This window comes from Rothia kristinae, from assembly GCF_016028855.1.
Taxonomy (GTDB): Bacteria; Actinomycetota; Actinomycetes; order Actinomycetales; family Micrococcaceae; genus Rothia; species Rothia kristinae.
Window position 1 is genome coordinate 705,480 of the sequence record NZ_CP065738.1, and the last position, 15,645, is coordinate 721,124.

Genomic DNA, 15,645 nt, shown 5'->3' on the forward strand with positions numbered 1-15,645 from the left:
GGCGGACGGCCGTGCCGCCGCTCTCAGTCCTCCTCGCGCCCCGGGACGACGAAGATCGCTCCCGTGGCGACGTCCTCCTCCACCTGCTCGAGGGTGCGCCCGCGGGTCTCCGGGAGGAAGCGCCACATCACCAGCACCGCGAGGGCGTTGAGCACGGCGAAGCCGAAGAAGCACGCCGTCATGCCCAGGTGGGCGATGAGCACCGGGAAGAACAGGCTGAGCAGGCCGTTGGCCACCCACATGCACAGCACGGACACGCCCATGCCGACGGCGCGCATGTGCAGCGGGAACATCTCGGAGAGGATCACCCACGTGGCCACGTTGAGGAAGGTCTGCATGGACCCGACGAACCCGACGATCAGCACCAGCATGATGTAGGGGCGGGCCGGGCTGTCCTGGGGCACGGCGAGGGTCGCGGCGCCGATGAGCACGTGGAACACCGTGACCAGGGTGTAGCCGGTGATGAAGGTGGTGCGCCGGTCGACCCGCTCCATCATCCACAGGGCGATGATCGCGCCGATCACCCCGATCACGCTGGGGGCGATGTTGGCGACCAGCGCGGCGTTCTGCCCGAAGCCGGATTCGGTGAGCACCACCTGGCCGTAGTACATGATGACGTTGATGCCGGTCAGCTGCTGGAACACGGCCACGGCGATGCCGGTCAGCAGCAGGCGCAGCAGCCACCGGTTGGTCAGGACCCCGCGCAGGCCCTCCCCGCGCTCCTGCCGGTCCTCGTGCACGAGGCGCTGGACGTCGTCGACCTCGGCCTGGGCGCGCTCCTCGGAGCGGACGGTCTTGAGCACCTCGAGGGCTTCATCGGTGCGGCCGCGGGCCATCAGCCAGCGGGGGGATTCCGGCATCCGCAGCATCCCGAAGAACAGGGCGAGGGCGGGCAGGGCGGCCACGGCCAGCATGATCCGCCAGACGCCCTCGAGGTGTCCCAGGGTGTTCCCGAGGATCGCGTTGATGACGATCGCGGCCAGCTGCCCGAGGACCACCATCATCTCGTTGCGCCCGGACAGGGAGCCGCGGATCTCGTAGGGGGCGAGCTCGGCGAGGAACACCGGCACCACGGTGGAGGCTCCGCCGACGGCCAGGCCCAGGATTACCCGCCCGGCGATCAGCAGCCCCAGTCCGGGGGTGAACACGCACAGCATGGCGCCGAGGAAGAACATCACGGCGAGCAGGAGGATGGTCCGGCGTCGACCCCACGCATCGGAGACGTATCCGATGGTCAGGGCGCCGATGGCCGCGGCGAACAGCAGGGAGGAGGTGACCACGCCCTCGGTGACCTCGGTGAGCCCGAGCTCGGCGGACATGGGCAGCAGGGCGCCGTTGATGACGCCGGTGTCGTAGCCGAACAGCAGGCCGCCCAGTGTGGCGACCAGGGCGATCATGGTCAGCCGGTGCTGATGGGCTCCGTTGCCCAGCGGCGGGAGGTCCGGGGCGGCGGAGGCGCCTGGGCCGGAGGGAGTGCTGTCGGTGCTCATCGGGTGCTCGGCCTCCTGGGGTGCTCGGCGGCGGGTCCGCCCAGGTCAGCATAGCCGCCCGAAGGACGACGGCGTGCGGTACCGAACCGTCACTCACGTGGGCTCTGATGCTCCCATACGCCACACCAGTGACGGTTCGCGGGAGGGCTGGGGCGCTGAGCGCGGCGGGAGGCTCCGGCAGCGGGGGATCCACACCTGAGATGCCGCGGGGAATCCACAGGGGCGCCGTCGTCGTGCGGATCCGGAGGCGTTCACCGGATGCCCCGCCCGGTAGAACCGGGGCATGAGAGTTCCCCAGCCCCTCCCGACGCCGCTGCTGAACACACCGATCACCGCGAGCGCACTGGAACGGCACGGGCTCTCCCGGTTCCGGGCGTACGCGGGGGACCTGCGGCAGCTGCGCCGCGGCATCCGCTGCGTCCCCGGGGCGGAGCCGACGCCGGCGCAGGTCGCCGCCGTCGTCGCCGCGCAGGCGGGGCACGCCGTGATCTGCGGGGTGACCGCCGCACAGCTCCATGGGATGCGCCTGCCTGGAACGTTGTCGCGCAGCACCCTCCTGCATCTGGCGCGCACGGATGGCAGGCCGCGGTTGCGTCGCCCAGGCGTCGTCGGCACCGAGGCGGCGTACCGTCCGGGGGACGTGATGATGGTCGGGGAGGTCATGGTGACGACGCCGGCGCGCACCTTCCTGGACCTCGCGCGGATGCTCAACCCGGTGGCGCTGGTCGCGGTGGGTGACGGTCTGGTGTGCACACACCGTCACGGCATCCGCGCCGGTGTGCCGCCGCTGTGCACCGTGGAGCAGCTGCGGAGGATGCTCGACGAGCACCCGGGGGTCCGCGGGGTGCGGCGGGCCCGGCTGGCGCTGGGCCGGGTGCGCGTGGGCGTGGATTCACCCCAGGAGACGCGGATGCGCCTGCTCCTGGAGGATCACCGGGTGGGCGAGTGGATCACGGATCACCGTCTCATCGGGGCAGACGGGCGCGAGGTGCTGCCAGATCTGTGGGATGAGTACAGTCGCACGAGCGTCCAGTACGAGGGGATGCACCATTCGGATCCGCGGCAGGTCCACCGCGACGTCGCCCGGGAGCGGGCGACCCGCAGCGTGGACGCCGTGGAGGTGCGCGTGGTCGCCGCAGACCTGGACGCACTCGCGCCCTACCGCGGTCAGCTGGTGCCGCGGGTGGTCGCGCTGGTGGCAGCTGCGGTGCACCGAGCCCGCTGGCCTCACCGACCCTCCCTCCCCAGCACCGAGCCGTCACCCACGTGGACTATAAGCCGTTGAGAAGCCACACCAGTGACGGTTCGCGGCCATACGACAGACACAAGACTCCGAGCCGTCACCCACGTGGGCTATGAGCCATACATAACCCACGCCAGCGACGGTTCGCGCGAATCAGCCCGCGGCCTCTCCTGGCTGCCGCACCCACGGGTCCGGCTGGCCGGTGATCCGGCTGCGCAGGTCTCGGCGCACGATCTCGATGGACCACGCCCACACCACGTGGCCCAGGGCCTCGGAGAAGTGCTCGCCGAAGGGCTGCTCCCACGGGGCGGGCACGATGCCCATCAGCGGCATGACCACGAGGTGGAAGGCCACCCACACCGCCAGACCGAAGACCGCACCCTGCCACAGGGTGATTCCGGGCCGGTACTCGGCGATCACGCAGTACAGGACGGCGAAGGAGATCGCGAAGGCGAAGTGCACGATGAAGCTGACCCACGGCAGGTCGTTGCCCAGGTAGGTGTAGGTCTGGTGCGTGGACTCGGGGGACATGCCCAGCAGCTCCAGCAGGGCCTGGGGCGGGTTGGTCGCGTTCCGCTCGGGTGAGCGCGGCGGGAACGGCACCTCCCACCCGAACTTCACGATGCCGGAGAAGATCCCGGCGATCACCCCGACCAGCACGGCGACGGCGGGGCGGCGTCGCACGGGGTCGGTCACGGTCCTCAGCAGGGTTGCAGCGCTCATCGGGCGTCCTTTCCACGCGGCCGGCGGGGATCCCCGCCGTCACCCCACCCTAGTGTGGGTTCGTGTGGCTTTATGTGGGATGACGTGATGTTTCCCGGGTCGGCTGGAAAAGCGGGGTAGACTCGAGCTCGCGCGGTGATCCGCACCACCGGATCCCGCGCCCATGCACCCCCGACGGCGGGGCCGCCCTCCCCGGCGCACCCGCCCGGACCCGGCGGCGCGACCGATCCCGGCGCTCATGGTGACCCCGCACCCACGAGAGTATCTACGGATTTTCACGCCATGACTGAAAACACCGCGGCTCCGCGCCGCACCCCCGCCGCCGACACCCCGACGCCGCAGCCTCGCGGCGGCCTGGATCGGTTCTTCCACATCACCGCCCGCGGCTCCACGGTGGGCACCGAGATCCGCGGCGGCCTGGCCACGTTCTTCACGATGAGCTACATCGTGGTCCTGAATCCCCTGGTCATCGGGCTGATCGCGGACGCGAACGGCTCCCAGCTCGGCCTGGCCCGGGTCGCCGCCGCCACGTCGCTGGTCTCCGGGATCATGACCATCCTGATGGCCGTGATCGCCAAGCAGCCCTTCGCGATGTCCGCGGGCCTGGGCATCAACGCCTTCCTCGCCGCGACCATGACGACGACGCCGAACCTCACCTGGCCGGAGCTGATGGGCATGGTCGTGTGGGCCGGCGTCATCATGTTCGTCCTGGTGCTCACCGGCTTCCGCACCGCGGTGTTCAACGCGGTGCCGGAGTCGCTGAAGGTCGCGATCGTCGTCGGCATCGGCCTGTTCATCTCCTTCATCGGCTTCGTCAACGCCGGCTTCATCCGCCGCACCCCGGACGCCGCGGGCACCACCGTGCCGGTGACCTTCGGGGTGGACGGGCAGCTGATCGGCTGGCCGATCCTGGTGTTCCTGGTCGGGCTGTTCCTGACCATCGCCCTGATGATCCGCAAGGTGCGCGGGGCGATCCTCATCGGCGTCATCGCCTCCACGATCCTCGCGGTGATCCTCGAGGCCGTGGCCCCGTCCGGGACCTCCGCGGACTCCGCCACCGGCTGGTCCCTGGTCGCCCCGGCCCTGCCCAGCCAGTGGCTGAGCCTGCCGGATCTGTCCCTGGTCGGGGCGGTGGATCTGTTCGGCGGCTTCACCTCCCTCGGGGCGATGGCCGCGAGCCTGCTGGTCTTCGCGATCCTGCTCTCGGTGTTCTTCGACGCGATGGGCACCTCGGTGGGCCTGGCCACGGAGGCCGGGACCGTGGACCGGCAGGGCAACATCTACGGGATGAACCGCGTGCTGGCCGTGGACGCCCTGGGTTCGGTGGCCGGCGGCGGCGCCTCCGCATCGTCGTCGCAGATCTTCGTGGAGTCCGCGACCGGCATCGGCGAGGGCGCGCGCACCGGCCTGGCCACGGTGGTCACCGGCCTGCTGTTCCTGGCGGCCATGTTCTTCTCCCCGCTGGTGAACATCGTGCCCTTCGAGGCGGTGGCCCCGGCGCTGGTCGTGGTCGGCTTCCTCATGGTCAGCCAGGCCGTGCACGTGCAGTGGGACGACTGGGGCCTGGGCATCCCGGCCTTCCTGACCATCGCGATGATGCCGTTCACCTACTCGATCGCCGACGGCATCGGCGCGGGCTTCGTCTCCTTCACCTTCATCCGCCTGGTGCAGGGCCGCGGCCGGGAGGTCCACCCGCTGATGTACCTGGTGTCCCTGGCCTTCCTGGCCTACTTCGGGATGGGCCTGATCCAGGGCTGGACGCACTGACCCTCACCGCATCCGCGCCGATGGCGGACGCGCCGCCATCGCCGAGCCGCTGGAGGCCGCACGAGCCGAACGCACCGAAGCCCCGGTCCTGGAACACCAGGCCGGGGCTTCGGCTCATCAATCACTCGCACCTTTGAGGTGGTTCCCACCGTACGCACCGACCCTGGGGTTCTCCTGTGCCGCACCTCGGACTTCCCCCCGACGCCGCCTATCCTGGACCCCATGCCCACCCTGGATGACGACGCCCGCTGCCCCTGCGGCACCGGCGAGACCTACGGCGCCTGCTGCGCCCGGCACCACCGGGGCGCACCCGCCCCCACGGCGGAGGCGCTGATGCGCTCCCGCTTCACGGCCTTCGCCCTGGGGCTGGCCGACTACCTGCTGGCCACCTGGTACCCGAGCACCCGGCCGGCCTCATTGGAGCTGGACCCGCAGATCCGGTGGCAGCGCCTGGAGATCCTGCAGACCTCCGGAGGTCCCTTCGACGACGCCGCCCGCGTGCGCTTCGCCGCGCACTGGCGCTCCGTCCCCGGCATCCCGGGCGAGCATCGGCGTCGCGGGGTGCAGGAGGAGGACAGCCGGTTTCTGCGTGAGGACGGACGCTGGTACTACCTGGACGAGGCGCCCGCCCGACGCTGACCGGTCCGGGCCGGGCCGGACAAAGCTGGGCCGGATCAGTCCCGGCCGGATCGCGCCCGATCATCGGGGCGGGTCAGCCCGCGCGCCATCCGCCCGGTGGTGGCCGGCTCCCACGCCCCGCCCCCGGGGTAGGCCTCCCCGAGGGAGCGGAAGCCGCGGCGGGCGTAGAAGCGCTCGGCGCCGTCGTTGCCGTTGATGATCCACAGGTACGCCGGCTCCTCGGCGCCCAGGACGGCGTCCAGCAGGTGCCCGCCGAGCCCGCGGCCCTGCGCCTCGGGCAGCACGTACAGGGTCACCAGGGTGCGCGGCGGCTTCCCAGCGACGCCGGGCAGGGGCTCAGCGCCCGCCTTCGCCTCCCACGACTGAGGCCCGTCCGTGCTCAGCGCCAACCCGACGGGGCGGAACCACAGGTCCGGGTCCGCCCCGATCGAGCAGCAGCCGAACTCGTTGCTCTGCCCGAAGCCGGGATTGGCCCAGGCGATCACCGCGCGGGTTGCGGGCGCGGCGAGATTCTCCCGATCCTCGGCGGCGACGCTCTCCGCCTCGGCGCGGATGCGCCGCCCGAAGTCCTCGTCGATGATCCGCGCGTAGGCGGTCTCCAGGCACTGTAGATGCAGGCGGGTGAAGGTCTGCGGATCCGCGGAGCCGGGGCCGGCATCCACCGGGGCGATGCGGAATTCGCCGTCGCCGACGAACCACCCGCTCACGCGGCGCCCGTCCCGGCGTCCTTCCCGCCCTGCCCGCTCTCCAGGGCGCGGCGCTGCACGGCCCGCTCGAGCCGCTCGATCTTGCCGGTGAGCTCCCCGGTGTACCCGGGGCGGATGTCCGCCTTGAGCACGAGGGAGACCCGCGTGCCGTACTCGCCGACGGCCTCGGCGGCGCGCTTGACGACGTCCATGCACTCATCCCATTCGCCTTCGATGGTGGTGAACATGGCGTCGGTGCGGTGCGGCAGACCGGAGTCGCGGACCACGGTGACGGCGGCCGCGACAGCGTCGTGCACGGAGGCGTCCGGGGACTCGCCGCCGGAGGGGACCAGGGAGAAGGCAACCAGCATGATCCCAGCCTGCCACTTTTCCCACCCCGTGGGGAGGGGGACTCACGGTCGGCGACCCGCCCGACGGGCGAAGTCATCCAGGGCCTGCGCCACGAGGGGAACGGTCCGACGCGCGGCTGAGCTTATTGAGACGCCGGTGCGTCGATCTTCTCATCAAGCGTCTTCCTGAGACTACCGGGCGCCCGACGGGGGACTCAGTCCCGGCGCGGTGACGCGCCGGCGGCGAAGCGGCGGGTCCACGCCTCGTCCCGGTACTGGGCGGGCACCGCCCCGCCGAGCAGCTGCCTGGCCAGGCGGGCGGCGTCATCGGAGCCCTCGACCGGCAGCGGAGCGTCCGAGGCGAGCAGGATGACGTTGCCGTAGCGGCGCCCCTTGAGCATCGGCGGATCCGCGATCACCGCGACGTGCCCGAACACCTCGGCCAGGCCGGCGATCTCCTCCCGCACCCCGAGCATCCGCCGGTCATCCCCGCAGTTGGCGACGTACAGCCCGCCCGGGGCGAGGGAACGGTGAGCGTGGGCGAAGAACTCCGCGGTGGTCAGCGGCCGCGGGGTCACGGCCCCGGCGAACACGTCCCGGATGATCACGTCCCGGCTGGCCTGTGCGAAGCCCTCGGTGACCTGCCGGGCCTCCCCCACCCGGATCCGCACGGCGGGAGCGCGGGGCACGTCGAACCACTCGCGCACCAGCGCGGCGAGCCGGGCATCCAGCTCGACGACGGTGCTGCGGCTGCGCGGCCAGGTCGCGGCCGTCCAGCGGGCCAGGGAGCAGCCCGCGCCGCCCAGGTGGGTCGCCCGCAGCCGCTCGGGGTCCAGGTGCGCGGGGACGAACAGCTCGAGGAAGGCCGCGATCCACCGCATGTACTCGAAGGCCAGCTCCCGGGGCTGCCCGAGGATCACGTGGCTGGACTGCACACCGTTGACCAGCAGCAGCCAGGCATCCGGGTGGAAGCGATCCGGCACGAGCTCGGCGGTGCCGGTGTCGATGGGGTGCTCCCTGGGCACGGGCCCGGCCGGCGTCGTCTCCGGGGTGTGCTCCTGCCGTGCGCCGCGCTTCCTGCCCATGGCACCCCACCCTACGACGCCGCCGTCGGCCTGATGCGCCGGCCGGGTCAGTGCTCCTCGGTCTGGGTGGAGTCCGTGAGGGTCCGCACCCCGATGCACCCCATGATCAGCACGATCCCGGCGAGGATCGCGAAGGAGATCTGCTGGGAGTGCACGAAGCCGTCCACCATCGCCGCGTCCCAGGCGCCCTGAGGGAGGCTGCTGCCCACCACCGCGGCCATGACGGTGCCGACGATCGCCACGCCCACGGCGTTGCCCAGCTCCTGGGCCGTGTCGTTCAGGGCGGAGCCGATGGAGGTGTGGGACTCCGGCAGGGCCCCCACCAGGGCCACCGCGCCCGTGGTCATGATGATGCGCATCCCGGCGGTCATGATCAGCATGCCGACGGCGCACCACAGGTAGCCGCGGCTCAGCGCCTCGATCCAGATCACCAGGGCCGCCAGCACGCACACCAGCCCGATGAGGCTGGTGCGGCGGTGTCCGATCCGGGCGACCAGCCCGTCCACCGCGGGGCCCACGAACAGCATGCCGACCACGAAGGGCAGGTTGGCCAACCCGGCCCGGAACGCGGACCAGCCCCAGGCATACTGGTACAGCTGGGTCGAGACGAACATGACGCCGACCATCGCGATCATCACGGAGGTCTGCAGGATCGCGGAGCCGCGCACGGTGCGCAGACCCAGCAGCCTCAGATCCAGCATCGGGTCCGCGGCGGTGCGCTCCCGCCGGAGAAAGCCCAGCAGGCAGGCCAGACCGCCGACGAGGATCAGCAGCGTGCAGGCATCGGACCAGCCCCATTCGGTGCCGGCGGTGAAGGTGTAGAGGGTCAGTCCCAGCGCTCCGACGGAGAGCAGGCCGCCGGGGACGTCCACCCCGCCGCGGCGCAGGTCCTCGGCGCGGTCGGCGGAGACCCCGAAGCGCACGCCGATCCAGGCGAGCAGGGCGGCCGGGGCGTTGAGGACCAGCAGGGCCTGCCAGGGCAGGTGCTCCACGGCCAGACCGGCCAGGGTGGGGCCCACGGCGAAGCCGATCATGGAGACCATCATGATCAGGCCGATGGCCTTGCCGCGCAGGAGATCGTCGTCGAACAGGCGGAAGATCAGGGACATGGTGATCGGCGCCATGAGCGCGGCGAAGGCCCCGGGCAGGGCGCGCACCGCGATCAGCTGCCCCGGGGTGTGCACCAGCAGCACCGCCACCCCGGCCAGCCCAAACAGCGCGAGGCCGGTGAGCAGGGTGCGACGGCGCCCGAGCTTGTCCCCAATGGTGCCGCCGACCATGAGCAGGCCCCCGAAGGTCAGGGAGCAGGCCCCGACGATCCACTGCAGGTCCGTGGGGCTGGCGTGCAGATCCCGGCCGATGGTGGGCAGGGCCACGTTGAGGATGGAGTTGTCCACCATCTCCACGAGCATGGCCAGGCACAGCCCCAGCAGGGCGGGCCAGGCCGCGCGCAGGGACTGGGGGGAGGTGGTGCGGCGGGCGCGGTGGCGTGCGCCGGGGTGGGGTGCGACGGCGGCGCGCGGGGCGCCGTCGGAGACCGCGGGGGTCTCGAGGGTATCGGTGGTCATGGGAAGAGCCTTTCGGGAGGATCGAACGCGGCTCGATTCTGGAACGACGTTCGATTTATCGAACCGCGTTCGAGAATAGAACGATGTTTGATTCCCTGCAAGCCCGTGCGTAGCCTCGGTGGCATGAGCCCCGACCCCCGCGCCTCCCGCCGCCCCGCCCGACGCCGCGCCACCCTCTCCGTGGAGGCCATCGTGGACGCCGCGATCGGCTTCCTGGACCGCGAGGGCGCGGAGAAGCTGACCCTGCGGGCCCTGGCCGCGAGCCTGGACAGCGGGGTGGCCAGCCTCTACTGGTACGCCTCCGGCAAGGACGAGCTGATGGCGATGGTGGCCGACGAGGTGCTGGGTCGGGCCCTGGCCGAGGACGAGCGGCTGGCCGCAGCAGGCCGCAGCGCCCCGGCCTCCTTCGAGGGCTTCCCCGCTCCCGCCCCGGACCCCCGCACCAGCCCGGGCACGGCCGAGGCCCTGGGGGACCTGCGCCGACTCTCCCTGTGCCTGTTCACCCAGATGCTGGAGCACCGCTGGCTGGCCGAGCAGCTGATCCACGCCGGCCCCGACGAGGAGCACGCGCTGCGCACCTGGGAGCGCACGGGCCGGATCCTGCAGCGCATGGAGCTGAGCACCGCCCAGCAGTTCCACGCCTCCCTGGCGGTGACCAACTACGCCTCCGGCATGGGCGCGGAGATCTCCCAGCGCCAGAGCGAGGAGGAGGACGCCGACGTCGAGCAGATGTTCCGCGAGCAGCTGGAGCGCTGGGGGCACACCAGCACCGAGCAGTTCCCCTTCGTGCACTCCGTGCTCGGGGAGTTCCACCGCCATGATGACCGCACCGAGTACATCGCCGGCCTGGAGCTGCTGCTGGGCGGCATCGAGCGCCAGACCTGGGGCTGACCGGGGCGCCCGCGCCTAGGCCGTGTTGCTAAAGGGTGCTCGTGGGCACGTGGGTGATCCTTGTGTTCGTGGCGCGTGTGGAGATCTCTGATGATGATTGGGCTGTGATCGGCCCATTGTTTCCGGCCGTGGGCACGACTGGCCGTCCGCCGGTCGACCGTCGCGCGGTGGCCGAGGCGACGGCGTGGCGGTTCCGGACGGGATCGCCGTGGCGGGAGGTGCCCGAGCGGTTCGGGAACTGGAACACGATCTACAAGAACTTCAACCGGTGGGCCGAGCAGGGCGTCTGGACTCGGGTGCTGGAGGCGGTGCAGTCCCTCACGCATCAGCGTGGAGAGTTGGACTGGGTGACTTCGATCGACTCCACGATCGTGCGCGTGCATCAGCACGGCGCGACCCTTCCCCGAACCACAGGGAGATCCGCCGAACTACAAGAAGTACGGCGAGGAACCGCCTGATCACTCGATCGGTCGCTCTCGAGGCGGGTTGACGACCAAGATCCACCTCGTCTGCGACGGAAAGGGGAGAACCCTGGCGTTCGTCCTCACGGGAGGACAGGTCGCCGACACGAGCATGCTCCCCGACACGATCGACGAGATCCGTGTCGTCGGCGCGAAAGGACGCCCCAGGACCCGTCCGGAACGGGTTATCGCCGACAAGGGCTACCCGTCGAAGAAGAACCGAGCCTGGCTACGCCAGCGAGGAATCGCTACGACCATTCCTGAACGCGACGACCAGATCGCGCACCGTCGCAAGAAGCCCGGCCGGCCGATCGACTTCGGGCGCGATCAGAAACGACGCTACAAAGGCCGTAACGCCGTCGAGCGCTGCTTCAACAAGCTCAAGCAGTGGCGCGGAATCGCGGCCCGATCAGACAAGACTGCCCGGAACTTCCACGCCGGGCTCAGCCTCGCAGCCACCCTCCAATGGGTTTAGCAACACGGCCTAGGGTATAAGTTCGCAATCGGGCTCTGGGTATTCTGCTCCCACGCATGGCCGATGCCCCCCGTCTCGCCCGGCGATAGGAGAGCCTTTCCTTCATGGACAGCCGCCGGCCGGCGTGTCATCATCGAGCGATGTCGCAGAATCTTCCCAACACCACCGAGCCAGTCGGTCAGCATGCCGCCGAACCACACCGCGGCGGAATCGCTCAGAAGATGAACTGGCTGCGTGCTGGCGTCCTGGGCGCGAACGACGGCATCGTCTCGGTCGCAGCCATCGTGGTCGGCGTTGCGGGCGTCACGACCGCAACGGCGCCGATCCTGACGGCCGGCGTGGCGGGCCTAGTCGGTGGCGCCATCTCGATGGCGCTCGGTGAGTACGTGTCCGTGAGCAGTCAACGTGACAGTGAACACGCGATGATTCAGAAGGAGAAACGCGAGCTGGCCGAGATACCCGAGGAGGAGTTGATCGAACTCGCCGGGTTGTATGAGCAGAAGGGGCTCCGGCCCGAAACGGCCCTCCAGGTCGCGACCGAGCTCACGGAACGGGATGCACTTCGCGCGCACCTTTCCACCGAACTCAACATCGACCCGGATGATGTTCCGAGTCCTTGGCATGCCGCCTTCTCCTCCGCCATGGCGTTCCTGATCGGGGGGATCCTGCCTCTTGTCGTGATCCTCTTGCCGCCCGAGCAGTGGCGGGTGCCCGCGACGTTTGTTGCCGTCATTCTCGCGCTCGGGATCACGGGGGCGATCGGTGCACGGGTCGGGGAAAGCTCCGTGCCGCGGGCCGTGACCCGCGTGATCGTCGGCGGCGCCGCGGCTCTCGCCGTGACCTTCGGCATCGGCAGTCTTCTCGGAACATCCGGACTCGTATGAGCCCGATGCGACATCGAGGACAAACGCGCCCGTGACCGGGCGCGGGAACGCGGCCGCCCATCCACCGAGCGCAAGGCCTCCGGCCGGCTCATCGAGGGTCAGGTCGTGACGAACTGGATGAAGGCCCTCGAACAAATCGCGATCGCGTTCCCCGAGCGCATCGAGCACTACCTCTAACCCCGAAACACCGCCCGCTTACACACACAACTAGGCCGTGTTGCTAAACCCATTGGAGGGTGGCTGCGAGGCTGAGCCCGGCGTGGAAGTTCCGGGCAGTCTTGTCTGATCGGGCCGCGATTCCGCGCCACTGCTTGAGCTTGTTGAAGCAGCGCTCGACGGCGTTACGGCCTTTGTAGCGTCGTTTCTGATCGCGCCCGAAGTCGATCGGCCGGCCGGGCTTCTTGCGACGGTGCGCGATCTGGTCGTCGCGTTCAGGAATGGTCGTAGCGATTCCTCGCTGGCGTAGCCAGGCTCGGTTCTTCTTCGACGGGTAGCCCTTGTCGGCGATAACCCGTTCCGGACGGGTCCTGGGGCGTCCTTTCGCGCCGACGACACGGATCTCGTCGATCGTGTCGGGGAGCATGCTCGTGTCGGCGACCTGTCCTCCCGTGAGGACGAACGCCAGGGTTCTCCCCTTTCCGTCGCAGACGAGGTGGATCTTGGTCGTCAACCCGCCTCGAGAGCGACCGATCGAGTGATCAGGCGGTTCCTCGCCGTACTTCTTGTAGTTCGGCGGATCTCCCTGTGGTTCGGGGAAGGGTCGCGCCGTGCTGATGCACGCGCACGATCGTGGAGTCGATCGAAGTCACCCAGTCCAACTCTCCACGCTGATGCGTGAGGGACTGCACCGCCTCCAGCACCCGAGTCCAGACGCCCTGCTCGGCCCACCGGTTGAAGTTCTTGTAGATCGTGTTCCAGTTCCCGAACCGCTCGGGCACCTCCCGCCACGGCGATCCCGTCCGGAACCGCCACGCCGTCGCCTCGGCCACCGCGCGACGGTCGACCGGCGGACGGCCAGTCGTGCCCACGGCCGGAAACAATGGGCCGATCACAGCCCAATCATCATCAGAGATCTCCACACGCGCCACGAACACAAGGATCACCCACGTGCCCACGAGCACCCTTTAGCAACACGGCCTAGACTGGAGGACGGACCGCACCCCTGCCACCGACCGCGAGGAACCCCTGATGAGCACCGGCATCTTCCTGGACGCCATGACGCCGCGGGCCGGCAAGACCCTGATCGCCCTGGGCCTGGCCGACTCCCTGATCCGCCACGCGGACCGCGTGGGCTACTTCCGCCCCGTGCACCTGGGGGACACCCCCGCCCAGGATCCGCGCGTGCGGCTCATGCAGGAGACCTTCGGCCTGGACGACGACGCCGCGCGCGGCGGCGTCAGCCTGGCCCAGTGCCGGGAGTACCTGGCCTCCGGCCAGCAGGATGAGCTGGTCAGCGTGTGCCTGGCCGTCTACGCGCAGATGGCCCCGAGCTACGACGTCGTGATCGTGGACGGCACGGACCTGCTGGCGCACAACGCCGCGACCGCGGAGTTCGACCTCAACGCCCGCCTGGCCAACACCATGGACTGCTCGGTGCTGGCCGTGATCAACGGGGGCGAGGCGGAGTCCGTGGAGGACATCGTCAACTCCGTGGAGGTCACCCGCTCGGAGCTGCACGCCGCCCGCACGGACCTGCTGGGCGTGGTGGTCAACCGGGTGGACCCGGAGTGGGCGCAGGAGGTGGCCGAGCGCACCCCCGCCGGGCGCCGCGGCGGACACGTGTACGTGATCCCGGAGAATCCGGCGATCTCCCAGCCCACCGTCGCCGACGTCATCCGCAGCCTCGCCCTGGACGACACCGCCCTGGGCGCCTCCGCGGACCGGGACATCCAGGCGGTGAAGGTCGCGGCGATGACCGTGGGCAACTTCCTGGAGCAGATGGGCGACGGGGACTTCATCATCACCCCGGCGGACCGCGCCGACGTCGTCATGGCCACCCTGGCCTCCGCGCTGTCCCCGAACTTCCCCGTGCCCTCCGGGGTGCTGCTGTCCGGGGACCACCTGACGGGCACGGCCACGCAGGCGCTGATCGACGCCGCCCCGTTCCCCGTGCTGCGCACCCCGCAGGACACCTACTCCGCGGCGCAGTCGGTGGGCGCGGTGCACGGGGAGCTGCGCGCCGGGGCCACCCGCAAGATCGCCGCGGCCCTGGGCGAGTGGGCCAAGCACGTGGAGGAGAAGGAGCTGCTGCACCGGCTGGAGCTGCCCCGCCCGGCGACGATGACGCCGCTGCGGTTCCTGCATCAGCTCATCGAGGCCGCCCGGGCGGACCGCCGGCGCATCGTGCTGCCGGAGGGCGAGGACGTGCGGGTGCTGCGCGCCGCGGAGATCATCACCCGCCGGGACTTCTGCGACCTCGTGATCCTGGGCGACGCGGCCCGGATCCGGGAGCTGGCGCAGAACGAGGGCATCGCCCTGGAGGTCTCCGAGGACGAGGAGCCGACCCGCGGCGTCGTCCGGCTGATCGACCCGGCCTCCTCCCCGCTGCGCGAGGAGTACGCCCGGGCCTACGCCGAGCTGCGCGCGCACAAGGGCGTGACCCAGGAGCAGGCGATGGAGCGGATGCTGGACGGCAGCTACTTCGGCACCATGATGGTCCAGCTAGGCGACGCCGACGGCATGGTCTCCGGGGCCGCGCACACCACCGCCAACACCATCCGCCCCGCCCTGGAGTTCGTGAAGACCAAGGAGGGCGTGAAGATCGTCTCCTCCGTGTTCTTCATGCTCCTGGAGGACCGCGCCCTGGTCTACGGGGACTGCGCGGTGAACCCCAACCCGGATGCGGCGCAGCTGGCGGACATCGCCCGGGCCTCCGCGGCCACCGCCCGGCAGTTCGGCGTCGAGCCCCGGGTCGCGATGCTCTCCTACTCCACCGGCGGCTCCGGGTCCGGGCAGGACGTGGACACGGTGCGCGAGGCCACCGAGCTGGTGCGCTCCGCGGATCCGGACTTCCCGGTGGAGGGCCCGATCCAGTACGACGCCGCCACGAACGCCTCGATCGCCGCCTCCAAGCTCCCGGACTCCGCGGTGGCCGGGCAGGCGACGGTCTTCGTGTTCCCGGACCTGAACACCGGGAACAACACCTACAAGGCCGTCCAGCAGTCCTCCGGCGCGGTCGCGGTGGGTCCGGTGCTGCAGGGGCTGCGCAAGCCGGTCAACGACCTCTCCCGCGGCTGCACCGTGGACGACATCGTCAACACCGTGGCGATCACCGCGATCCAGGCGCAGCAGGACTGAGCCCCGGGGCGGCGGGCTCGCCCCGCCCCGCCTCCGAACGGCTCCGGCCGGGGAGGGGGTCGGGGTGGGCGGGACGGCTGGGGCGG

11 protein-coding genes and 4 pseudogenes are annotated in these 15,645 nt (G+C 70.5%); 8 read left to right on the top strand and 7 right to left on the bottom strand.

Going from position 1 to position 15,645, the window contains the following annotated elements; genetic code table 11:
• Positions 1–23 precede the first annotated feature (23 nt).
• Positions 24–1,535, bottom strand: a pseudogene (locus tag I6G21_RS03165) (sugar porter family MFS transporter); the annotation flags it as partial.
• 238 nt (positions 1,536–1,773) lie between these two features.
• Here I6G21_RS03165 and I6G21_RS03170 point away from each other — a divergent pair.
• Positions 1,774–2,775, top strand: coding sequence for a hypothetical protein (locus tag I6G21_RS03170; protein ID WP_129357623.1), 1,002 nt, complete (start codon positions 1,774–1,776; stop codon positions 2,773–2,775).
• 111 nt (positions 2,776–2,886) lie between these two features.
• On the opposite strand, the gene I6G21_RS03175 is transcribed toward I6G21_RS03170, so the two are convergent.
• The gene (locus I6G21_RS03175) at positions 2,887–3,456 is read right to left on the bottom strand and encodes a YagU family protein (protein ID WP_058730530.1); all 570 of its coding nucleotides are present in this window, start codon (positions 3,454–3,456) and stop codon (positions 2,887–2,889) included.
• A 282-nt stretch (positions 3,457–3,738) separates the two neighbouring features.
• Here I6G21_RS03175 and I6G21_RS03180 point away from each other — a divergent pair, with 282 nt between their 5' ends.
• Both I6G21_RS03180 and I6G21_RS03185 read left to right on the top strand, forming a co-directional pair.
• A complete protein-coding gene (locus tag I6G21_RS03180) occupies positions 3,739–5,223 on the top strand; it encodes an NCS2 family permease (protein WP_061225716.1) in 1,485 nt (494 codons plus the stop codon).
• 222 nt (positions 5,224–5,445) lie between these two features.
• Positions 5,446–5,862: a YchJ family protein gene (locus tag I6G21_RS03185; RefSeq protein ID WP_061225717.1), complete on the top strand. Its 417-nt coding sequence runs from the start codon at positions 5,446–5,448 to the stop codon at positions 5,860–5,862.
• Between the two features lie 35 nt (positions 5,863–5,897).
• Here I6G21_RS03185 and I6G21_RS03190 read toward each other — a convergent pair whose 3' ends face one another.
• The 4 genes from I6G21_RS03190 to I6G21_RS03205 form a co-directional block, all read right to left on the bottom strand.
• A complete protein-coding gene (locus tag I6G21_RS03190) occupies positions 5,898–6,569 on the bottom strand; it encodes a GNAT family N-acetyltransferase (RefSeq protein ID WP_129357622.1) in 672 nt (223 codons plus the stop codon).
• The gene (locus tag I6G21_RS03195) at positions 6,566–6,919 is read right to left on the bottom strand and encodes a thiamine-binding protein (protein ID WP_058730534.1); all 354 of its coding nucleotides are present in this window, start codon (positions 6,917–6,919) and stop codon (positions 6,566–6,568) included. The genes I6G21_RS03190 and I6G21_RS03195 overlap by 4 nt, the downstream gene beginning before the upstream one ends.
• A gap of 194 nt (positions 6,920–7,113) precedes the next feature.
• Positions 7,114–7,983: a spermidine synthase gene (locus I6G21_RS03200; protein ID WP_129357621.1), complete on the bottom strand. Its 870-nt coding sequence runs from the start codon at positions 7,981–7,983 to the stop codon at positions 7,114–7,116.
• Positions 7,984–8,030: 47 nt separating this feature from the next.
• Positions 8,031–9,551, bottom strand: coding sequence for an MFS transporter (locus tag I6G21_RS03205; RefSeq protein WP_129357620.1), 1,521 nt, complete (start codon positions 9,549–9,551; stop codon positions 8,031–8,033).
• 123 nt (positions 9,552–9,674) lie between these two features.
• Here I6G21_RS03205 and I6G21_RS03210 point away from each other — a divergent pair, with 123 nt between their 5' ends.
• From I6G21_RS03210 to I6G21_RS10595, 4 genes and pseudogenes are all read left to right on the top strand, one after another.
• On the top strand, positions 9,675–10,442 hold the full coding sequence (locus tag I6G21_RS03210; protein WP_081101643.1) for a TetR/AcrR family transcriptional regulator: 768 nt from the start codon (positions 9,675–9,677) through the stop codon (positions 10,440–10,442).
• A gap of 35 nt (positions 10,443–10,477) precedes the next feature.
• A pseudogene (locus I6G21_RS03215) lies at positions 10,478–11,378 on the top strand (IS5 family transposase).
• Positions 11,379–11,518: 140 nt separating this feature from the next.
• Positions 11,519–12,262, top strand: a complete 744-nt coding sequence (locus tag I6G21_RS03220) for a VIT1/CCC1 transporter family protein (protein WP_058731821.1) — start codon at positions 11,519–11,521, stop codon at positions 12,260–12,262.
• Positions 12,263–12,439 (top strand): annotated as a pseudogene (locus I6G21_RS10595) (IS256 family transposase); the annotation flags it as partial.
• 43 nt (positions 12,440–12,482) lie between these two features.
• Here I6G21_RS10595 and I6G21_RS03225 read toward each other — a convergent pair.
• Positions 12,483–13,383: pseudogene (locus I6G21_RS03225) on the bottom strand (IS5 family transposase).
• Between the two features lie 67 nt (positions 13,384–13,450).
• Here I6G21_RS03225 and pta point away from each other — a divergent pair.
• Entirely contained in the window at positions 13,451–15,559 is a 2,109-nt protein-coding gene (gene pta, locus I6G21_RS03230; protein WP_129357993.1) for a phosphate acetyltransferase, read from the top strand.
• Positions 15,560–15,645: the final 86 nt, after the last annotated feature.